At 61.4% G+C, this 20,224-nt stretch carries 18 protein-coding genes; 4 read left to right on the top strand and 14 right to left on the bottom strand.

The window, feature by feature from the left end:
- Nucleotide 1: 1 nt before the first annotated feature.
- From PAQ31011_RS15505 to PAQ31011_RS15490, 4 genes are all read right to left on the bottom strand, one after another.
- Nucleotides 2-2,047 (bottom strand): aconitase family protein, encoded by a 2,046-nt coding sequence (locus tag PAQ31011_RS15505; protein WP_150576678.1) that lies wholly within the window; start codon nt 2,045-2,047, stop codon nt 2-4.
- A 136-nt stretch (nt 2,048-2,183) separates the two neighbouring features.
- Nucleotides 2,184-3,260 carry an ABC transporter substrate-binding protein gene (locus tag PAQ31011_RS15500; RefSeq protein WP_150576677.1) on the bottom strand — a complete coding sequence of 359 codons (1,077 nt, stop codon included), beginning with the start codon at nt 3,258-3,260 and terminating at the stop codon, nt 2,184-2,186.
- A 222-nt stretch (nt 3,261-3,482) separates the two neighbouring features.
- Nucleotides 3,483-4,466, bottom strand: a complete 984-nt coding sequence (locus PAQ31011_RS15495; RefSeq protein WP_246179603.1) for a LysR substrate-binding domain-containing protein — start codon at nt 4,464-4,466, stop codon at nt 3,483-3,485.
- 658 nt (nt 4,467-5,124) lie between these two features.
- Nucleotides 5,125-6,924 (bottom strand): ABC transporter permease, encoded by a 1,800-nt coding sequence (locus tag PAQ31011_RS15490; protein ID WP_174990144.1) that lies wholly within the window; start codon nt 6,922-6,924, stop codon nt 5,125-5,127.
- Nucleotides 6,925-7,256: 332 nt separating this feature from the next.
- Between PAQ31011_RS15490 and PAQ31011_RS15485 the strand changes: the two genes are divergently transcribed.
- The 3 genes from PAQ31011_RS15485 to PAQ31011_RS15475 are packed head-to-tail and all read left to right on the top strand — an operon-like array spanning nt 7,257 to nt 9,705.
- Entirely contained in the window at nt 7,257-8,366 is a 1,110-nt protein-coding gene (locus PAQ31011_RS15485; protein ID WP_150576676.1) for an ABC transporter ATP-binding protein, read from the top strand.
- Between the two features lie 59 nt (nt 8,367-8,425).
- Nucleotides 8,426-9,220 (top strand): thymidylate synthase, encoded by a 795-nt coding sequence (locus PAQ31011_RS15480; protein ID WP_150576675.1) that lies wholly within the window; start codon nt 8,426-8,428, stop codon nt 9,218-9,220.
- Entirely contained in the window at nt 9,217-9,705 is a 489-nt protein-coding gene (locus PAQ31011_RS15475) for a dihydrofolate reductase (protein ID WP_039399412.1), read from the top strand. The genes PAQ31011_RS15480 and PAQ31011_RS15475 overlap by 4 nt, the downstream gene beginning before the upstream one ends.
- Before the next feature lie 56 nt (nt 9,706-9,761).
- Here PAQ31011_RS15475 and PAQ31011_RS15470 read toward each other — a convergent pair whose 3' ends face one another.
- The 5 genes from PAQ31011_RS15470 to PAQ31011_RS15450 form a co-directional block, all read right to left on the bottom strand.
- Nucleotides 9,762-11,201 (bottom strand): sensor domain-containing diguanylate cyclase, encoded by a 1,440-nt coding sequence (locus PAQ31011_RS15470; RefSeq protein ID WP_150576674.1) that lies wholly within the window; start codon nt 11,199-11,201, stop codon nt 9,762-9,764.
- Nucleotides 11,202-11,407: 206 nt separating this feature from the next.
- Nucleotides 11,408-11,848, bottom strand: coding sequence for an adenosylmethionine decarboxylase (gene speD, locus PAQ31011_RS15465; RefSeq protein ID WP_150576944.1), 441 nt, complete (start codon nt 11,846-11,848; stop codon nt 11,408-11,410).
- A gap of 1 nt (nt 11,849) precedes the next feature.
- Entirely contained in the window at nt 11,850-13,139 is a 1,290-nt protein-coding gene (locus PAQ31011_RS15460) for an MFS transporter (RefSeq protein WP_150576673.1), read from the bottom strand.
- 6 nt (nt 13,140-13,145) lie between these two features.
- Nucleotides 13,146-13,886 carry a coproporphyrinogen III oxidase gene (locus tag PAQ31011_RS15455; protein WP_150576672.1) on the bottom strand — a complete coding sequence of 247 codons (741 nt, stop codon included), beginning with the start codon at nt 13,884-13,886 and terminating at the stop codon, nt 13,146-13,148.
- Between the two features lie 75 nt (nt 13,887-13,961).
- A complete protein-coding gene (locus PAQ31011_RS15450; protein ID WP_174990143.1) occupies nt 13,962-14,237 on the bottom strand; it encodes a radical SAM protein in 276 nt (91 codons plus the stop codon).
- 378 nt (nt 14,238-14,615) lie between these two features.
- Between PAQ31011_RS15450 and PAQ31011_RS15445 the strand changes: the two genes are divergently transcribed.
- On the top strand, nt 14,616-15,350 hold the full coding sequence (locus PAQ31011_RS15445) for a helix-turn-helix transcriptional regulator (RefSeq protein WP_150576670.1): 735 nt from the start codon (nt 14,616-14,618) through the stop codon (nt 15,348-15,350).
- Between the two features lie 100 nt (nt 15,351-15,450).
- Here the strand turns inward: PAQ31011_RS15445 and PAQ31011_RS15440 are convergent, their stop codons facing one another.
- The 5 genes from PAQ31011_RS15440 to PAQ31011_RS15420 form a co-directional block, all read right to left on the bottom strand.
- A complete protein-coding gene (locus PAQ31011_RS15440; RefSeq protein WP_150576669.1) occupies nt 15,451-16,164 on the bottom strand; it encodes an ABC transporter ATP-binding protein in 714 nt (237 codons plus the stop codon).
- Nucleotides 16,161-16,961 carry an ABC transporter ATP-binding protein gene (locus tag PAQ31011_RS15435; protein WP_150576668.1) on the bottom strand — a complete coding sequence of 267 codons (801 nt, stop codon included), beginning with the start codon at nt 16,959-16,961 and terminating at the stop codon, nt 16,161-16,163. The genes PAQ31011_RS15440 and PAQ31011_RS15435 overlap by 4 nt, the downstream gene beginning before the upstream one ends.
- Nucleotides 16,962-16,979: 18 nt before the next feature.
- The gene (locus PAQ31011_RS15430; RefSeq protein ID WP_150576667.1) at nt 16,980-17,855 is read right to left on the bottom strand and encodes a branched-chain amino acid ABC transporter permease; all 876 of its coding nucleotides are present in this window, start codon (nt 17,853-17,855) and stop codon (nt 16,980-16,982) included.
- Between the two features lie 13 nt (nt 17,856-17,868).
- Nucleotides 17,869-18,750 (bottom strand): branched-chain amino acid ABC transporter permease, encoded by an 882-nt coding sequence (locus PAQ31011_RS15425; protein WP_150576666.1) that lies wholly within the window; start codon nt 18,748-18,750, stop codon nt 17,869-17,871.
- A 127-nt stretch (nt 18,751-18,877) separates the two neighbouring features.
- A complete protein-coding gene (locus PAQ31011_RS15420; protein WP_150576665.1) occupies nt 18,878-20,029 on the bottom strand; it encodes an ABC transporter substrate-binding protein in 1,152 nt (383 codons plus the stop codon).
- Between the last annotated feature and the right edge of the window lie 195 nt (nt 20,030-20,224).

Raw genomic sequence — 20,224 nt, 5'->3', positions numbered from 1 at the left:
GCTACCCTCCCCTGCCCGCGTGTGGTGCCGCACCGGTACCTCGGCCCGTCGCAGAATGCGCAGCGGGATGAGAGACCGGATGAGACGCAAATCCGTCGCGTTGTAATTGATCGAAGCCCACGATATATCCCGCCAAAGCGCTCGCCGCCACGGTGGCCGGGCTGCCGAGCCACATCTGCCCGGGTCCCGAACGTCCGGGGAAATTGCGATTCTGGGCACTGATGACCACCTCGTCGGACGTTTTGGAAACGCCCGGTCCAGCATTGACACACGCACCGCAGCCGGGCGAGAGCATCGTCACACCCGCTGCTTTGAAAACGTCCGCGTACCCCTGCGCTTCGCACCATACGCGCACGTCTTCGCTGCCGTATTGCAGGTAGAAGCGCACGCCGTCCGCGACGCGATGCCCTTGCGACAGTCCCCACGCAAGCACGTCATGACAGGCCCGCAAGTCGTCGCGCTTGCTGCCGGTGCACGACCCGCCGTAGGCGATGTCGATGACCACCTCTGTAGACAAATCCGCCAGCGCAACGCCGTTGCCCGGATCTCCGGGACTCGCCACCATTGCGCCGAGCGAAGCGCAATCGATCTCGATGACATGGGCATACGATGCTTGCGGATCACCTGCCATCCAGGCGTCGAGCGTGACCTCGATGCCGCGCCGCTCACGCAGGTAGCGGACAGTCTCTGCGTCAGGCACCACGAGTCCGGTGAGCCCGCCAATTTCGGCCACCATGTTGGTGAGCGTCGCGCGCTCGTCGGTGGACAGATGCGCAACGGCTGCGCCGGCGAATTCGATGATCTGTCCGATCGCGCGTCCGTCGCGGATATAGGGCAGATGAAGCAGGTGCAAGGCCAGATCTTTCGCGCCGACGCCTGTCGGCAAGCGCCCTCGCAGGTGGACAAGGCACGTACCGGGCACGGCGAGGCGCGCGTCCCCGGTGAGCCACGCATTAGCCATTTCAGTCGCGCCGACACCGAATGCGAACGCACCGATGGCACCACAGTGCGGTGTGTGAGAATCGGTGCCGACAATCACCTGCCCCGGTAGCGCGTAGCGCTCAAGCATCAACGCATGGCAGATGCCCTCCGAACCGCCGCCTGCGGCGCGTCCATGCAGTCGCAGCCCATGCTGGGCGCAAAACTCACGCTGGACGGTACCAAGACGGCGTGCGGCGTCCACGATTTGCGGGGGACGGCTGCCATCGGCGGAGACGGCGTCGAGATGCGTCAGATGATCCTCAAAGCACAGCACCGAAGCGGCGTCGCGAAGCGCAGGTATCCCGTCACCGTAGGCGTGACGCAGAAAACTCACCGCCATCGGTGTCACGTATTCATGCGAGAACCGCCAATCTGCGGGGACGAACACCGCATCTCCTGCCCGTACGCGCGGTACGCCCAGCGCTCGCGCAATGATCTTTTCTCCGTAAGTCATCGCGCCAGGTGCATGCACAGGCTGCGGCGGTACGATGTCCCCGGACAACCTTCGCTGCGTATAGCCGAATAGCCCACCGCTACGCACGATGGCCTCGGCCAGTGGATCGCAATCTTCGAGAAAAGCTTCGATGGGGATGGCTTCGCCGTCCTGCAAACGTTCTGCCAACGTGACGTCGGTCGACATCAGCAAACCGAGGTTCTGACAGTTCTGTGCGTAAATGCGCTCGAAGCTCTCGGCGATCACGATGCGGATACCGGCGCACCGTTCTGCGAACGGGCTGGCTTCGCGCGACGACCCCTTGCCACGGCGCAGCCCTGACACGGACAACGAAAAACCGCCTTCGCGCACCGCCTTCTGCGTGACGGGAAACACACCGGCCGCATCGCTCGAATCGTCATGGCACCGCAACCCTACGTAGAGGTAATCGCCAAGCGATTCGTCAAACGCCAGACAGGCGCGCGCCGGCGTCATTTCGTCAGTGGAAATCTGATCGCGCAGCGTGCCGGCTTCGGCTCGCGTCAGTGTTTCGCCCGTCAGTTGACGGGTCATGGCTTCTGCGCTGGCGCTCAACCACAGCACCCGGCCGTTCAGTCGCACGGTGGCTTGCATGAGATCGCTCCTCGAATGTTCCCGCATGGGTTCACCCATTTCGATCGCAAGTTACGTGCCGACGCAGCGTGCGGCAGCAAGGAATAAGTGAAGTCATTTCGTCCAAACGCACGTTCGTCGAATAGCGGGATAGCACTCAGGGATATTGGCGATTCGCCTGCGTGGCAAACGTGTTGGTCCAGGTGTCGCCTAACCGGATCTGGGCCGGCTTGACCTCCGGTGTGAACGACGCCAGCGCTTTCAACGCAGTCGCCGGACCATCGGCGGGCATCATGCCGTCCGGGGAAAAAGCTTCGCGACAGTTCGCGAACGCCTTCAGATAGAGCGTCTTGTCACCGAGGAGATAAGGCTCCGGCACCGTCTTGAGCAATTGCGCTGCCGTTGCGTGTTGCAGCCATTTGTCCGCACGTACGATCGCGTTGGCCAGTGCCTGCACCGTACGTGGGTTCTTTTGGATGAAGCTCTGCGGTGCGTACATCACCGCCGCAGGCATCGGACCACCGAACATTTCGCGGGTGCCAGCCTGCGTACGCGTGTCGATGAGCACCTTTACGTCGCCCGACTCCTGCAGCAACGTCATCATTGGGTCTACGTTGGAAACGGCATCGATCTGCCCGTTACGGGCCGCCGCGATCACCGTTGCGTTGCTGCCCACGCCAACGATCGAGACGTCGGTCGGTTTGAGGCCCGCTTTGGTCAGGGCCACGCTCACCAGCATATGCGTACTCGACCCCGGTGCGCTGACGCCGACACGCATCCCTTTCAGGTCCTTCACGGACTTCACTTCGCCCGCCTTGGTCTTCACTACGCCAAGGACCAATTGCGGCGCAGCGCCCAGCACGACGAACGCCTGGTAAGTCAGCCCTTTGGTCTGCATGAGCAGCGTGTGTTCGAACGCGCCCGTGCCGACATCGGCGCTTCCGCCAACGACCGCCTGAAGCGCTTTGGAACCCCCGGCGAAGTCGTCGATCGTGACATCGAGGCCTTCATCCTTGAAGTAGCCCAGTTGTTCGGCAATCGTCAGGGGCAAATAGTAAAGGCCGGGCTTCCCGCCCACGGCGATGGTGATCTTCGGTTTTTCGAGGGGTTGAGCCGGTGCAGCGGAAGCCCCTGCACTCAGGCTGAGTGCTATGAGGCCCAGCGCCATCAGCGTGAGAACAAGAATCAGACGTCCCACGGCTTCGCGCACACGGCGCGCTTCGGCATGTGTCATCGCGTGTCTCCTCTCGCACGATGCGAGATACGGCGCGCCCCGGCTCGTCGGCCGGAATCGCTATCGGCCCCCAGAGCATCCGTCGGCCTAGAGGCGACGGCAAGAGGTGTTTCGGCATGCCAGACATCGCGGTTCACGATGTTTGTCGTGTCAACGCCCCCTTTGATGCGATCCCATGAGGGTTTGCCCCGACCATCGGAAGCGTCCTCGTCGTGCAACGGTTCAGGCGCGCTCCGTTCCCTCTGCGCCCCCGCAATCGTCCGCTATCTCCGCTCCCCCCACTGTTCCCGATGTTCCCGTTACGTTACGTGCGCACAAGTGGTCGACCAGCATGCGCGACGCCACGGGCAACGCATCGTATCGACGCACGCACACGACCAACCGCCGCTCGGCCCAGGGATCTGTCAGCGGCACAATGCGCAAAGCCTCTCCGTCCGGTACCTGCGAGTAGATGCCGACGGCCTCGCGCGGCGCGATCGCCAGGCCAAGCTGGGCCCGCACCATGCGGCACACCGCTTCAAACGTCGAGACGTGGATTCGGAATTTGACCGTCTTGCCCTGCTCGGCGGCGAGACGTCGGAAGACGGTGTACATCGCGCTGTCCGGATGCACACCGATCTGATCGAAGTCGAGGGTTTCGATGAACGCGAGCTGCTCGGCGCAGGCGAGCGGATGATCCCGGTGAAGCACAGTGATGATCTGATCGTGGCGATAGGGGAAGACTTCGACGTCGCGCGTATCGACCGCGTCCCAGCAGATACCGATGTCGGTCGCACCGTCCGCCACACCCCGCACCACTTGCGCGCTCGTGTGTTCTTCGAGGTCGACCTTCACTCCTTCGTGGCGACGCAAAAATGCGCCGAGTTCGTCGGGTAATGTTTCGACAATCGAGGAAACGTTGGCGAAGATGCGGATGTGGCCACGTACGCCACTTGTGTACTCGGACAGGTCACCCTGCATCTTCTCAAGACTTCGAAGCACGTTGCGTGCGTGATGCAGCAACGCCTCGCCCGCCGGCGTCGCCCGCACCCCCCACTTATGCCGTTGGAGGAGCGCCGATCCGACCAGCGATTCGAGATCGTTGATCCGTTTGCTGACGGCCGAGGGCGCAATGAACTCACGCTCGGCTGCACGGGCAATGCTGCTCTCTTCACAGACAGCGACAAACAGCCGTAACGAGACAAGATCGATCCGCCATAGCGCCATGCCGGTCTCCCGAAGGCACTGCATTGCCAGCGATTTTGCGGCCCGGGTGACAAAAATGCCACTCGGGGCCGCCCCTGACGACACCGGAAAACAACACTTATCCGGCGACCAACGCCCGCCAATCGACGTCTACCTACGTCAACGCATGCCGTCGACGCCGTCAAGGCGCATGCCGAAGCGTTCGAAAGCGTGCGCAAAGTCTCTGGGGGGATGGGGTTCGGGCATGCAACGGTGTGTGAAGTCAATGACACAAAACCGACACCGGACCAAAAGGTTGCACGCCACCATCGGACGTCTTGCGTCCGGTGAAATGTCCTCGCGTCGGTCCCTCCCAGGACAACCGCCTAGCGCATCGCTCCGGTCAGCAATACGGCGCTCCAGCCGCCGTCAGCCGTATTGAGCGGTGCCACCTCGGGCGGCGGTGCCAACGCCAAGGCCATGAACAGCCAACATTTGCAAATGACGATCGCAATCATTTTTGTTGACGCTCAATCATCCCGGCTTGGTTGCCGGAATGATTTGACTATAGTGCGGCGCTATCGGGGCGGCAACTGTGAAACGTCTCTAGATTTGATAAAAATGCCGGGCGGACGATCGTTCCGCACCTGTTTTCGACGCACAGCATTTTGCGTGAAGAAACCGGCAGACCGGTTGACCGTCAAGTGCGACGCGTAATCGCCCGGGCCAGCACCAGCACCGGCAGCAGTCCCACCAGCACCAGCGTCAGGGCCGGGACGGCGGCTTCGGCGAGCCGTTCGTCGGCGGCGAGGTGGCTCGTGACCACGGCGAGCGTATCCATGTTGAACGGACGCAACGCGAGCGTGGCCGGCAGTTCTTTCATGACGTCGACGAACACCAGCAGAGCAGCCGTCAGTACGCTGCCTCGCAACAGCGGCAGATGCACGCGACGCAGCATCGACCAGCCGCCCACGCCGAGACTGCGCGCACTCGCGTCGAGATTGGGCGCGATACGGGCAAATCCGGCATCGACGCTTTGCAGTGCCGCTGGCAGAAATCGTACGAGGTAAGCGTAGATCAAAACGCCGCTCGTACCGGCCAACACCAGACCGTTTGCCCCGAGCACCGTACCCATCCATGTGTCGAGATGCAACACGGGGGTGAGAATGCCCAGCGCGATAACCGCCCCGGGAATCGCGTAGCCCACGCCTACGAGGCGTACGGCAATACGTGTGATACGTCCGGGCGCAAGTCGCTGGGCGTACCCCAGCACGATGGCAAACACGCACGCGACCGCCGCCGCCATCGCCGCCAACCGCACCGTGTTGTAGACCCACTCGCCATAGCGTGGCCAAGGCACCTGATCCAGTTCCGAGACAGCCAGGCGCAGCATGATAATCGCCGGCAGCACAAAGCCCACAATCAACGGCAGGGCGCAACCTGCGGTAGCCAGTACGCCTCGCCACCCGTGCAGTGTCGTTCGGCGTGACGTCGTCGGCGCACGCCCCGGGGCCCCGTAATACCGTAATCGCGTACGGCTGCGCGCTTCGGCCGTCAGCAAGATCAGAACTGCAAACAGCAGGCATGCCGACAGTTGGGCCGCCGCGACGCGGTCGCCCATCGACAGCCAGGCGCGGTAGATGCCCGTCGTAAACGTCGGCACCCCGAAGTAGACCACTGCGCCGTAATCGGCCAGCGTCTCCATGAGCACAAGGGCGATGCCCGCCACCAACGCCGGACGCGCGAGCGGCAGCGCCACGCGAAAGAACGCTTGCAACGGCGTGCATCCCAGCGTACGTGCTGCCTCAAAGAAGCGCTGGCTATGTTCCGCAAATGCCGTACGTGCCAAGAGATAGACGTACGGATAGAACGCCCCCGCGAAGACCCATGCTGCGCCATACCACGAACGAATCTCGGGAAACCACGTCACGCGATCAACGGCCAGCATGCGACGAAGCGCACTTTGCACCGGTCCGGCGAACTGAAGGAAATCGGTGTACGCGTAGGCAGTGACATACGCGGGCATGGCCAGCGGCAGAATCAACGCCCACTCCAGCACACGACGGCCGGGAAATGCGTAGTGAACGACCAGCCATGCGGTACCGACACCCATCGCCAGCACCCCGCCGCTCACGGCCAGCGAGATGCGTAGGGAGTTGAGTGCGTATTCGGGCAGCACCGTGTCGAGCATGTGGGCAAGCACAGCGCGCGTGTCGGCATCGCCCGCCCCTAACGCTGCCACGATGCCGAACATCGGCACAAGCACGATCAGGGCGGGAATCCATGCCATGAGCCGCCAACTGAAGACACCGGCAGAGCGCCAGCCGCGTCTACGTCCGCCGGCATGCACTGATCTGCCGGACGACGGCGTCTGCGCGGGTGCGACGGCGGCGTTGGCGACCGGCGTGGCGAATGCCTGCGAATCTCCGGAGAACCGGTCGGAAAACGCATCGGGTGACACAGAATCGGAAGCGGCGCGTGACTGGGGCGTCGATGACATCGGGAACGGTCGGGATCGGGGTCGGGAAAAGTGGTGAATGTGGCGGTGAATGCGTGGACGATGGAAACCGAATCTACGTCTTCGGCCATCGTCCGCCAGCCTCAGCGTACTAAAAGCGCACCATTAAAGTGCGCAAAGTACGTATTGCCTGAGGGAACCGCGAGGTATTCTCCGGTCTAAAGCGTTGTCATTACGTTGTAAATTATACGCATTCGCAACTGCGACTCTGACGCGGCCACGCACGGAAAGTGCCCGCGCTTTGCGCAAAGCCACCGTTCGCTCACCTTTCCTCCCCCGCGACCCAGTCCCGACCTACGTTCGTTCCGACGCCAATGCCACTGCCCTATTTGCTGCTCGACCACATCTCCGTCAGTTACGACACCACCGGCCAGACGCATATCGCCGTCCGCGATCTGTCACTGTCCTTGGCTCGCGGTGAGATCGGCTGCCTGCTGGGTCCGTCGGGATGCGGTAAGACGACGGTGCTGCGCGCGGTGTGCGGTTTCGAGCCGCTGGCCGGGGGGCGGATCGTGCTTGACGGCCACGAAGTCGCCAACGCGCAACTGAGCGAGCCACCAGAACGGCGTCACGTCGGCGTGGTGTTCCAGGACTACGCGTTGTTTCCGCACCTGAACGTTGCGCAAAACATCGGCTTCGGCATTAGCCGCATGGCGCGGGGCGAGCGTCAGACCCGAGTCGAGATGCTGGCCGAGCGGGTCGGTCTGGCCGGCGCGCTGAAGAAGTATCCGCATGAACTCTCGGGAGGACAGCAGCAACGCGTGGCGCTTGCCCGCGCGTTGGCCCCCGCGCCTGCACTGCTCCTGCTCGACGAGCCCTTCTCGAACCTCGATCTCGACCTGCGCGAGCGCCTGGCCGTGGAGGTTCGGGAGATCATTCGTGCCAGCGGCGCGACGGCAATTCTCGTCACGCACGATCAGCACGAAGCCTTCGCAATGGCCGACCGCATTGGCGTCATGCATGCGGGTGCCATCACGCAATGGTCCGCCGCGCGTGAGCTCTGGCGGTCCCCGGCGAATCGCGTCGTTGCGGACTTTATCGGGCGCGGCGCGCTCATTCCCGGCACCTTCCGGGGCAACGCCGATGGCGGGGGCATCTCACTGGAAATCGGGGAAATTTCCGTCTCGCCCACGCTCGCCGACAAGCTGATCCGAAGCGCCGCCCGTGACACTTATCCCGTGAATGTCGACGTCCTGCTTCGCGCAGACGACATTGCCCACGACCCCGCCAGTCCGTTCGAAGCCACACTCGTACGCCGTGCATTTCGTGGGGCCGATCAGTTGTATACGCTGCGTCTAGCGTCCGGCATCGAAGTGGTCGCGCGCGTCGACGGCGAACTGGCGCATGAGCCCGGCGACCGTGTCGGACTGCGCTTGACGGTGCAGCATCCGGTGGCATTCGCGGCCGCTCAGGCCGCCGTCTGACGGCCGGCAAGTACAACGTCACTCAGAGGCTGGTAAAATCCGGCAAAACGGATGGGCCTATGAAACAGTACCTAGACTTCATGCGCCATGTACTTGAACATGGCACAGACAAGACCGACCGCACGGGCACGGGCACGCGCTCGGTGTTCGGCTATCAGATGCGCTTCGACCTGCAGGAAGGGTTCCCGCTCGTCACCACGAAAAAAGTGCATATCAAGTCGATCGTGCACGAACTGCTGTGGTTCCTGCAGGGCAGCACCAACGTGCGCTATTTGCAGGAAAACGGCGTCTCCATCTGGAACGAATGGGCGGATGCCGAAGGTGAACTCGGCCCTGTCTATGGCGCGCAATGGCGCTCATGGCCGACACCCGATGGCGGTCACATCGATCAGATCACGCAGATCGTGGACCAGATCCGCTCGACACCGGACTCGCGCCGCCTGATCGTGTCCGCATGGAACGTCGGCGAGATTCCGCGTATGGCGCTGCCCCCGTGCCATGCGTTCTTCCAGTTCTACGTTGCCGACGGCAAATTGTCCTGCCAGCTCTATCAGCGTAGTGCGGACATCTTCCTCGGAGTGCCGTTCAACATCGCCAGCTACGCACTGTTGACGCACATGGTGGCGCAGCAAACGGGGCTGGGTGTGGGCGACTTCATCTGGACCGGTGGCGACTGCCATCTGTACAACAATCACCTCGAACAGGTGCAGACGCAGCTCGCGCGTGAGCCTTTCCCGTTACCGAAGCTGGAGATCGCGCGCAAGCCCGACTCGATCTTCGATTACAAGTTCGAGGACTTCCATATCACCGGGTACGAAGCGCATCCGCACATCAAGGCACCGGTGGCCGTATGACGATACTGACACTTGTGGTCGCCCGCGCCGAGAATGGCGTGATCGGGCGTGACAATCAATTGCCGTGGCGTCTGCCGGAAGACCTCGCCCACTTCAAGCGCACCACGCTGGGCAAGCCCATCGTCATGGGACGCAAGACGTTCGACTCGATCGGCCGTCCCCTGCCCGGACGTCGCAACATTGTGGTCTCCCGCAATCCCGACCTGAAAATCGACGGCTGTGAAGTCGCGGGCTCGCTGGTGGATGCCATGCGACTGTGCGTCGGGGTGGAGGAAATTTGCCTGATCGGCGGCGCGCAGTTGTATGCCGAATCGCTGGCCAGCGCAGACAAGGTCGTCGTGACGGAGATCGCCAAAGCGTTCGAGGGCGATGCGCACTTCCCCGACCTCCCCGCCGCCCAATGGCGTGAGACGGCACGCGAAACACATCACTCCCCTGCGCCGAACGATTTCGATTATTCGTTCGTCACTTACGAGCGCGTCTGACGCGGCTCGCTTCGGTGTCTGTCCCGATCAAGGCAGACACCCACTCTCCCAGTCACTCACGCGCTCAGATTGGCGCGCGGCACATCGGTAGCCGAGCCGGCATCGTCACCGCTATCTGACGGCAATCCCTGCGCAACCTGAATTCGATCGCGACCAAGACGCTTGGCTGCGTAGAGTGCTTCGTCCGCGAACGCAATCAACCGATCGGGCGTGTCCACGGCAATCCCCTGCTGGGGTACGTGGGTTGCGCATCCGACACTGACGGTAACGCATCCTTTCGGCCCCGGGCCGGGCTTCGCCAATGCACGGACGCTCTCCGTGACCCGCGTCGCCACGAACAGCGCGCCACGCTCGTCCGTGTCGGGCAACACGACGACGAACTCTTCGCCGCCGTAACGCGCGACGAGATCGGCCGGCCGATGCGTCGCGCGCATCAGCGCGAGCGCGACCTGCTCAAGACACTCGTCGCCCACCGGGTGGCCGTAGGCGTCGTTGTAGCGCTTGAAATGGTCGACGTCGACCATCAGCAGCGAAAGCGGACGCCCCGCGCGGCGCGCCTGCTCGTAATCGCTGGGGAATCGGTCGTTGAAATACCGGCGGTTGTAGATGCCGGTCAGCGCGTCGCGATTGCTGTATTCGATGAGGCGCAGGTGCGCCCGGGTGAGTTCGCGGTACAGCCGTGTGACTTCCCACACCAGTACGCAGACCAGCAATCCCGGTGCCGACATGCTGAAAAAGCGCGCGAGATACCAACCCAGCGAGAACCGAACCGTACTCATCAAGCTGAGCACTGTATCCGTTACGCAGGCGAGCACGGCAAGCGCCACCCAGAGGTCGAGTACCGTTCGCAGCCTACCGATGCCCAGCACTGCCCCCAGCGCAACAAGGTTCAGCACCAGCAGCACGATACCGACGCCACCGCTGGAAAACTCGCCGGGGGACGTGACTGGCGATAACGCGGGAGGAAGGGGTACGGTCAATGCCGTCAGACAGAGCAGGACGCCGACGGTGAGCGGAATGCCGATATAGAGGCCGATGCCTTTACCCGGTGAGGGCAACTGTGTGATGGATTGGGGAGCAAACACGCGTCGCGAGATCATGGCGATCAGGACGAGCGTGGGGAAGCCTGCGTGCCAGAAAACCCAGATCCACCCGGAGGTCGTCGGCCTTGCGCCGAAGAGTCCGCCCGGCGCAAAGAGCCCTGGATAGGTGAGCAACTGCATGGCGACGGTGAGTGCCGTAAAGGCATAAGCGCCCGCCAGCAAGCCGAAGACTGGCAGACGTGCCACCTGGAACTGTCCGCAGAGCAAGTACGCCACAATGGTGGCCGTCGTGAACACCGTCAGCCCGCACATGGGCAGGAACGGCGCTACCGCGGGCAGCAAAGCCGTGGCTTGCGGTGCCGCGAGTATCAAGGCCGCGAGGATAGCGATCGCCAGACAGCCGGCAAATGCCCGCTGCCCTCGCGATGCACGCTCCATCAGAAAGCCGTCCATGAAGGCTCCTTGCTCCCTCGCGAGTCGGTGTCATGGTGTGGTATTGGAAAGACACGCTCCGATCCGGTGTCGGCAAACACCGATCAGAACCAGCGATTCGGCAAGCATGCACTAAATTCCCGTGGATGCCAACGGTCGAGAACGCGTGGCCCACCGGTCGCCCAGACCCGCGAACTATCAGTCCCTCATGACGTGAACGCTCCGATCTACACGCCGCATTGCATGTGCGACCGAGGTTCTCCGCGCGCAAAGGAAGTTATACGCAAGGCGCAATGGGGAAACGCCTCGCACAACGTGCGCAGAATTTCATTGGGAACACAGGTGTCACCGCAAGTGAAGGCGTCAAAAAACGCCTTGCCTTCGACGGGATACGTGTGCAAGGAAACGTGGGATTCAGCAAGGAGGATCAATACGGTCACTCCGACGGGATCGAAGTGGAAATCGACCGTCCTGATTAACGTTGCGCCCGCTCGCTCCACGCCCAGCTCAAGGAGCGAGCGCAGGTACATGATGTCGTCCAACGAACCAGCGTCGAGCCCATGGATGTCCGCAAGAACGTGGTGACCATGAAAGCCATGAATCGCAGGAAGTCGGCCTGACGTCCCGGCGCTCGGGGGAGTCACGTCCCCCCGCGATGACACCGACATATCACTTGGCATCGACCACCTCACAATGTGCGCCAGTGCGGCGCGCGACCAGCCATACCCCTAGCACGCTAGCCGCGACGACAAGCAGCCCGCTGCACATCAATCCGCCCGACAACCCACACATACCCACAAGAACCCCGGCCAGCACAGCGGAAAGCGCCTCACCGGTGTTAGCCAGCGTAGAAAACACGCTGAAGTTCGTTCCGACGCTGGAAGCTCGCGAGTGACGCTGAATGAGTGACGCCAGTACGATGTCCACGCAGGCCCCGGCAACGCCCATGACAACCGCAACCGATAGAAGCCAGAACACCCCTTGGTGAAGCGGCAGAAGTGCCAGGATACCGCCGTAAATCGCCCAATAACAAAGCAGCCTGACGGCACTCAGACGCCGGACCCTTCTCGCAAAAACCGAGGCCCCCGCAATCGTTCCGCCCGCAATCAGGCTTGCCACCAATGCGGCCGTACTTTCGGACCCACCCACTTCCAAGGCCCATGCAGGAATCATCACTCTAAGCGCTGCGCCGACGAAGAGAATGCAAATCGACGACATCACAATCGCGCTGAAGAGCGGCGGGCTTACACCGATTTCGCGACATGCCTGCCACCACATCACCCAAGCGCGCTGCACTCGCGCGACCCAATGCGACGTCGGCTGGTCGGCCGTACCGGCACTCTCGGGTGCTGGCACAAAGGCACCGCGTGCCTCTGGCCGAATGCTCATCAGGATCCACCAGGCGACGCCGTATGTGAGCGCGTCGAAAGCGATGACCCACGTCAACGACCCCGCCCAAAGCAACACGCCGGCAAGCGCAGGTCCAATCGCGCCCCCCACTTCGATAGATATCTGCGTCATGCCGTTGGCGAAGACCAGACGTTCGGCGTCTACCAATCGGGGGACGCTCGCTTGAAAGGCTGGTTGGAATAGCGTCCTGAAGGTTGTCATGACGCATCCGGCTGCCGCGAGCCCCCAAGGCGTCAGGGCGTTAAGACCAACGGCGACGGCAAGGGCCACGGTTACCCCCCCTCGTGCCGTATCGCAGAAGAGCATGACCCGCCGTGCATCTCTTGTATCCGCAAGTCGCCCTCCCAATGGACCCGCTATGAGATACGGGAGAAAGCGCAGAAAATAGATCCACCCGACCGAATGCAAATCGCCGTTTGTCACGGCGAGCGCCAATAGCACGAAGGCGAGTTCGTGCGCTCCGTCCCCGGTTTTGGAAATCAAATCGGCTAGCAGGACTCTGGCGAACAGGGGTTCATCGCGAACGAATGCGATCAGGGAGAGAGACATACGCCGTCAATGCCGAAAGCGGAGTTCGCTGATGTCCATAGCGCGCTCCCCCGGTGCCAGTTGGCTCACCACGAGGCGATTCAACACGGCGCGCTCGCGTTTGGGCATAAGGTACACCATCATGTTGACGTACCAGTGCCAGCCCAGACGTGTCAGATCGTAGGTACGAGCCGACTCCCGAACGAACCCGGCTTGGATCAGACCGTGCAATCGTTCAACGACGTCCTCGGGGACGCGCGCGAAGTCCACACGCTGCTTTTCGATAGTGCCGTGATAGGGCAATCGCAAGATAATCGGACGCGCATGATCAAGCGTTGTGTCGTGTTCACCGATGACGACAGGAAGATCGCCGCGAGCGAGGACCTCGTGATACATCGACCTGGAATGCGTATTTGTCATGAAGTGTCCAAACGTCGCACTGACAGCGTTGACACCGAAACCCATCAGATCGCAATCGTCATAGCCATAAACATGCTCGTGATAGACGAACGAGTATTGGTCGCTGATGACCGTATCACGCGAACATGTGCCACGAACATAGCCGTGGCCATTGTGTGGAGCGAATCCCGCATGTCTCAGGAATTCGTCGGCCAGCACGCGCATAGAAAACTTTCGTGAGGCCGATGTCGGCAGATACCCGGCTTCGGCGAGTTTGCGATGAAGCGTAACCTGCGTCATCACGTTGTCGATCGGGTAAACATCGATATTGGACGTGCCCAACGCGACCGCTTGCTCCAGATCGCTCAACAGCATGGATTCGTCAGAGCCACTCATCCCGTAGAGCAAATCGAACGATTGTCGGGAAAAGTTGGACTTGAGACATTACGTTGCAGCGTGGACTTGCTCAAGCGTTGCCGTCAAGTCAAACATCGCTCGCCATTCCGATTGAAAGGTTTGCAAGCCGAAGCGCGGGTGCGTAACACCCGCTTCCCGCATGGCTTCGGCCTTTTCCGGCGTCAAGCTCTTGACCTCGATTTCAAACGAGTATTCCTCAACTTGTGATAAATCGAAGTGATATCGAATACGCTCGCCGATGCGCCGGATCTGATCGGGTGAAAGCAAGCTCGGGGTTCCACCACCGAAGAAGATGGCGCGCACAGGCACCGCGCGTCATCAATCAGATGAGATGCGTCCTGTAATGACTTGAATCGGCCCACGTCCCATTTGCCGCAGAATCTGGCGACATCGCGAAGCGCAGAGTCAGATTAACGACATGTCCGCGCCACACCAATACGTATCGAATACGGAACGGGCACGGGGTACGCGATTGCCGCATGACGAAAGCCACGCCATGAGGAATTCTCCGATTGATCACGTCACGGCCCAGCCACCGGAAGTCGCAGAAGCCCCATCAATCGAGCCATTGCGGCGGTTCGCGGCGAGCGAGCACTTCTTCCCGGAGGTGGGCACGACCCCTATTGGTGTTCAATGAAACGTATAGCGCCCAATTGCTAAACGCGTTCACCTGAGGTCAGCATGTCCATCGAGATTTCCCACGAATTACGCACGCTCTTTGACGGTGCTCCCGGATGTTGGGGCTGCAAAGATGAAAACTCGTCGTTCGTCTATGCAAACGAAACCTATGGCCGACTCCTGGGGTTTTCGTCACATCTCGATGTCATTGGCCGTTCGGATTTCGACATGCCGGGCAAGACCGTCGAGTGCGCGCCGGATTTTCAGACGCAAGACAAAGACGTCATGTGCCATCGGAGTGCTCGCCGGATTTTTGACTGGCACCCTTATGGTGACGGAAACTGGCAGGCTCACATCTTCACAAAGACCCCGTGGGTCGACGGCGGCGACAGGATCGTCGGCACCATCTTTCACGGTGAGGATCTGTCTCCGTTTCCCGACTGCCAGTTGTTGGGCACGTTGCTGTCTCAGCTTCGCAATGGAGGACGACATGGATCCGCGCACCAGCAGGCCAGCTATCTGATTTCAGCAAGCGACACGGTAAATCCCGCGCTCAGCCCGCGGATGCACGAAGTCCTGTTCTTTACCGTACGAGGTTGGAGCGCAAAACAGATTGCGAGGGTGTTGGCCTTGTCGCCGAGAACTGTCGAGTCACACATCGACACGCTACGCAAAGCATTTCAGACGGACAATCGAACCCAACTCATTGAGGCAGCGATGGCCGCCGGATATTTCACAAGCATTCCGGCTTCGCTGTTCAACCGCCAGCTATCCATCATGCTAAGTCAAGGGGTGTAATAGTCGAAAAAAACGCCGACGAACCCTGGGAGATTCATCGGCGCTTATTTGCTCACGTCACACGAATGCATCGAACGTGACGAGATTTGTTAGCCTTACTTCAACCACCCAAATACGCCTCCAGCACCCGCGGATTGCCCAGCAGATTCCGGCCAGTGTCTTCGAGCACGACCTTACCCGTCTCCAGCACGTAACCGTGTTGCGCGATCTTCAGCGCCTGACGCACGTTCTGCTCGACCAGGAAGATGGTCAGGCCGTCGGCGTTGATCTCTTTGAGCGTCGCGAAAATCCCCTGAACGATGATCGGCGCGAGGCCCATCGACGGCTCATCGAGCAGCAACAGTTTCGGGCGCGCCATCAACGCACGACCGATCGCCAGCATCTGCTGCTCACCGCCCGACAGGTTGCCGGCCATCTGGTCGATTCGCTCGGCGAGTCGCGGAAAACGCTCCAGCACCTTGTCCAGATCGGGCTTCACGTTCTGCTTGTCGCGGCGCGTGTAGGCCCCGAGTTCGAGGTTCTCGCGAACGGACATCGTCGTGAGCGTGGCGCGTCCCTCAGCCACCTGCACCAGCCCGCGTTGCACGATCTTGTTGGGTGCCAGCCCGCCAATGTCCTCGCCTTCGAAGAGAATCGTGCCGTCCTGCTTCTTGATGAGGCCGGACAACGCCAGCAGCGTGGTGGACTTACCCGCGCCGTTCGCGCCCACGAGCGACGTAATTTCGTGCTCGCGCAACGCAAAATCGACGCCCTTCACAGCCTCGATATGCCCATAGGCCACTTTCAGGCCCTTCACTTCGAGCAGCGCGCTCATGCCTTGTCCTCCGCGCCAGCCGCCAACGCAGCTACATCGTCGTCGTCATCGCGGCCCAGATAGGCTTCGATAACCTGCGGGTTGTTCTTGATCTCGTCCGGCTTGCCTTCGGCGATGATGCGTCCGAAGTTCAGCACCGCGATACGCTCACACAAGCCCATCACGAAACGCATGTCGTGCTCGATCATGAAGATCGTGTAACCGCGCGCCTTGATGTTCTCGATCTCGCTCATCAGATCGACCTTCTCGCCAGTATTCATGCCGGCGACCGGCTCGTCGAGCAGCAGCAGCTTGGGCTCGGTCGCCAGCGCACGCGCCAGTTCGAGCTTGCGCTGGTCGCCGTACGAAAGGTTGTCGGCAATGTCGTACGCCTTGTGGTCGAGCTTGACCCACGACAGCAGTTCGTGGGCACGCTCGCGAGAGCGCTTCTCCATGTCGCGGAAGCCCGGCAGCGAAAGCAGCAAGCCCGCCGGACCGTACGAGAGGTGACGGTGCATGCCGACCACCACGTTCTCGATCAGCGTCATCTCCTTGAAGATGCGGATGTTCTGGAACGTGCGGGCTACGCCGCGTTGCGTAATCCGGTGCGGCTTTTCGCCAACCAGACTCTCCCCGTTGAACGTGATGCTGCCGCCCGTCGGCTGCAACAACCCCGTGATCAGGTTGAAGACGGTCGTCTTGCCCGCACCGTTCGGGCCGATCAGGCCGAAGATGGTGCCCTGCGGCACCTCGATATTGACGTCCTGCAGCACGTGCAGACCGCCGAATCGCTTGGAAATATTGGAAAGCTTAAGCATGTCGTGTTCCCCGTCCGCTTACGTGGATGAGGCCGAACGCGTCTTGCCGGCACGGAACCAACGGCGAAAACGCATCGGATCCCAGATGCCCTTGGGCAGGAACAACACGATCAGCACCAGAATCAGGCCGTTGACCACCAGACGGAAGTCGTTGAAGGCGCGCAGCAATTCAGGCAGGAGCGTCAGAATCGTGCTGCCGAGCACCGGCCCCACAAGGCCATTGATACCACCGAGGATCGCCATCGTCAGAATCTCAACGCCACGATCGAAGCCGAATTCATTCGGTCCGATGAAGAACGTGAGATGCGCATTGAGCGCACCGGCAAGACCGGCCAGCACCGCGCCGAGCACGAACGCCAGCATCTTGTAACCCGTCACGTTGATGCCCATGAGCCCCGCGGCCGTCTCGTCTTCCTTGATTGCCTCGAACGCACGGCCAACCTTGGAGCGACGCAGACGCCACAGCACGGCAAGCGCGATCACGACTGCACCCGCCACGTGCCACCATTGCGTGAGTTGCGGAATGCCGTTCAGACCGAGCGCGCCGCCCGTCAGATCTTCCGTATTGAGGATGAGCACGCGCACGACTTCACCGAAACCCAGCGTCGCCATCGCCAGATACACGCCCGACAGACGCAGCGTCGGCTTGCCGATGATGAATGCAACAAGCGCCGGTGCCGCCATGCCGCCTGCCAGCGACACCGCGAACGGCGTGTCGTAATTCATCGTCAGCAATGCCGCCGTGTACGCACCGATCCCCATGAACGCGGCGTTGGCCATGGCCAGCATGCCGCACGAGAGCGTGAGATAAATCGACAGGGCCAGCAGCGCATTGGTGCCGAGAGTCAGCACCAGATTGCTATATACCGCCCAGAAATTATTGAACCAGTCCATTGCGCCCCCGTGATTACGCTTTGCGTTCGAGCACTTTGCCGAACAACCCCTGCGGACGCACCAGCAGGATCAGGAACAAGAGGCCGAACGCCACGGCATCGCGCATGTTCGAGCCGATGTAAGCCACCGACAACACTTCGGCGAAGCCGAGGAACAAGCCGCCGATCATCGCGCCGCGAATATCGCCCATGCCGCCGAGAATGATCACCGCAATGCCCTTGTGCAGCATGGGTTGGCCCATGAGCGGGAACACGGCGTTGGAGTACAGGCCGATCAGCACACCGGCCATACCGCCCAGACCTGCGGCCGCGAACGACGTGGCGAGGAACAGCCCTTCGACGTTGATGCCGAGCAGGTACGCCGCTTTCGGCGACTCTGCGATCGCGCGCAGCGCACGTCCCAGTTGCGTCTTCTTGATCGTGGTGATGAGTACGGCCATCAGCGCGAACGAAATGAAGATGATCGCGAGTTCGAGCACCGTCATGTGGACGCCCGCCACCGTCAGCGTGTCCTGCGAGACGAGGTCGTACGGGAAGCGCAGGTTCTCTGCACCGAAGATGCCCTGCACACCGTTGTTGAGCAAAATGCCCACGCCAATGGTGGCAATCATCGGAATCAGGTGAGGCGCACCGCGCTTGCGCAACGGCTTGAGCACGAGCACGTCGATGAGCAGACCGAGCAGGCCCGACACGATCACGGCCGTCACGATTGCCGCCCACAGCGGCAGGTGCAGATGCACGACGGCTTGCAGTGCCGCGTAGGCACCGACCATGAAGACCGCGCCGTGCGAGAGATTGATAACGCCGAGGATGCCGAACACGAGTGTGAACCCGAGCGCGAACAAGGCGTACACGCACCCGAGGGAGAGCGCGTTGACGAGTTGCTGTTCCAGCATGGTGTGTATTCCAGCCTGAGGGACGGAGGCACGCGTCGCGAGGGGGTGCGACGTGTACCAGAAACGCCGATGGGCGTAGCGCCTTTCGGCCCTACGCCCATGCGGACTTCTTCAAGTACTGCCGGGCTTACTTCTCGATGACGTACTTGCCGCCCTTCGTCACGCTGACGATCGGCGCTTGCTGTGCATCGTAACCGGCCGGCTTGCCGCCCTTGCCCATTGCCTGACGGAACGCGAACTTGCCGGTCGCGCCATCATGCGTGACCTTCGGCAGCGCATCGCGCAGTGCCTTGCGGTCGGCGTCGAGGTTGCCGGAGATCTTCACGTTCTTGATTGCGCCCGCAGCGATGTACATCGCGTCGTACGACTGTGCCGCGAACTGGTCCGGGGCCACGTTGTACTTGGCCTTGTAGGCCGCGATGAACTTCGTGTTGGCCGGCGTGTTGTTCTCGATCGACCACGGGCTACCCACCCACAGGCCATCCGAGCTGCCCTTGGCCAGATCGAAGATCTTGACCGAGTTCATGCCGTTGCCGCCGATGAACGGCACATTGATACCCAGTTGACGCGCTTGCACCATGATCGGTGCGCCTTCGGCGATCAGCGCCGACAGCACGATGGCGTCCGGGTTCGAGGCCTTGATCTTCGTGAGCTGCGCCTTGAAGTCCACGTCGCCCTTGGCGAACGTTTCGGTCGTCGTGACCGGGATCTTCAGGTCTTCGAGCGCCTTCTTGAAGTTGTCGTAGCCGCTCTTGGTGAACACGTCGTCGTTACCGTACAGCACGGCAACCTTCTTGATGCCCGTGTGCTTGGCCGCAACCTTGATGGTCTCCGGCAGCACGTCGGCTTCGGTCACCGAGTTACGGAAGATGAAATCGCCGATGGAGGTAATGCCGTCAGCCGTGTTGGACGTGCCGAACGCGACCGTCTTGCCGGCTTGCGCGATCGGATCGGCGGCTTGCGCCGAGTTCGACAGCGTCGGGCCGAAGACCATGAGCACCTTGTCCTGGAAGATCAGCTTCTTGAAGACGTTGATCGCCTCTTCCTTCTTGCCCTGCTCGTCTTCGATCTGAAGCACGAGCTTGTTGCCGTTGATACCGCCTGCGGCATTGATCTCGTCAGCGGCAAGCTGGAAACCGTTCTTGATGGCCGCGCCGTATTGCGCAGCGCCACCCGACAGTGCCTCGGCCACACCGATCTTCAGATCGGCTGCGTGGGCCGCAGCCACCATCCCCGTCGCGACAAGTGCGCTCAGCAACTTGGTCATGGTGCTTTTCATGAGTCCTCTTCCTCCAATACCTAGTCTCTAGTTATGAGAAGGCGCGCCTTATGAGCGCGCCCATTACCCTAACTACCGTGTCCGTTCTTAAGCCACGGCTTAAGAAAACTCCTAAGCATATCGCAAACGGCTTGTGACGGACACGATAATTGAGCATTTGCCCCGCAATGGCGCACAAATGCAACGCGTTTGTGG

It is taken from the genome of Pandoraea aquatica, assembly GCF_902459565.1.
In the GTDB taxonomy this organism is placed as follows: domain Bacteria; phylum Pseudomonadota; class Gammaproteobacteria; order Burkholderiales; family Burkholderiaceae; genus Pandoraea; species Pandoraea aquatica.
Note: the sequence above shows the minus strand (reverse complement) of the source record. Positions and strands in the feature narration are given on the sequence as shown.

Bases quoted from the DNA above. Each gene is read 5' to 3' on its own strand.
- PAQ31011_RS15505 (WP_150576678.1), bottom strand. From the start codon at position 2,047: ATGCAAGCCACCGTGCGACTGAACGGCCGGGTGCTGTGGTTGAGCGCC.
- PAQ31011_RS15500 (WP_150576677.1), bottom strand. From the start codon at position 3,260: ATGACACATGCCGAAGCGCGCCGTGTGCGCGAAGCCGTGGGACGTCTG.
- PAQ31011_RS15495 (WP_246179603.1), bottom strand. From the start codon at position 4,466: ATGGCGCTATGGCGGATCGATCTTGTCTCGTTACGGCTGTTTGTCGCT.
- PAQ31011_RS15490 (WP_174990144.1), bottom strand. From the start codon at position 6,924: ATGTCATCGACGCCCCAGTCACGCGCCGCTTCCGATTCTGTGTCACCC.
- PAQ31011_RS15485 (WP_150576676.1), top strand. From the start codon at position 7,257: ATGCCACTGCCCTATTTGCTGCTCGACCACATCTCCGTCAGTTACGAC.
- PAQ31011_RS15480 (WP_150576675.1), top strand. From the start codon at position 8,426: ATGAAACAGTACCTAGACTTCATGCGCCATGTACTTGAACATGGCACA.
- PAQ31011_RS15475 (WP_039399412.1), top strand. From the start codon at position 9,217: ATGACGATACTGACACTTGTGGTCGCCCGCGCCGAGAATGGCGTGATC.
- PAQ31011_RS15470 (WP_150576674.1), bottom strand. From the start codon at position 11,201: ATGGACGGCTTTCTGATGGAGCGTGCATCGCGAGGGCAGCGGGCATTT.
- speD (WP_150576944.1), bottom strand. From the start codon at position 11,848: ATGTCGGTGTCATCGCGGGGGGACGTGACTCCCCCGAGCGCCGGGACG.
- PAQ31011_RS15460 (WP_150576673.1), bottom strand. From the start codon at position 13,139: ATGTCTCTCTCCCTGATCGCATTCGTTCGCGATGAACCCCTGTTCGCC.
- PAQ31011_RS15445 (WP_150576670.1), top strand. From the start codon at position 14,616: ATGTCCATCGAGATTTCCCACGAATTACGCACGCTCTTTGACGGTGCT.
- PAQ31011_RS15440 (WP_150576669.1), bottom strand. From the start codon at position 16,164: ATGAGCGCGCTGCTCGAAGTGAAGGGCCTGAAAGTGGCCTATGGGCAT.
- PAQ31011_RS15435 (WP_150576668.1), bottom strand. From the start codon at position 16,961: ATGCTTAAGCTTTCCAATATTTCCAAGCGATTCGGCGGTCTGCACGTG.
- PAQ31011_RS15430 (WP_150576667.1), bottom strand. From the start codon at position 17,855: ATGGACTGGTTCAATAATTTCTGGGCGGTATATAGCAATCTGGTGCTG.
- PAQ31011_RS15425 (WP_150576666.1), bottom strand. From the start codon at position 18,750: ATGCTGGAACAGCAACTCGTCAACGCGCTCTCCCTCGGGTGCGTGTAC.
- PAQ31011_RS15420 (WP_150576665.1), bottom strand. From the start codon at position 20,029: ATGAAAAGCACCATGACCAAGTTGCTGAGCGCACTTGTCGCGACGGGG.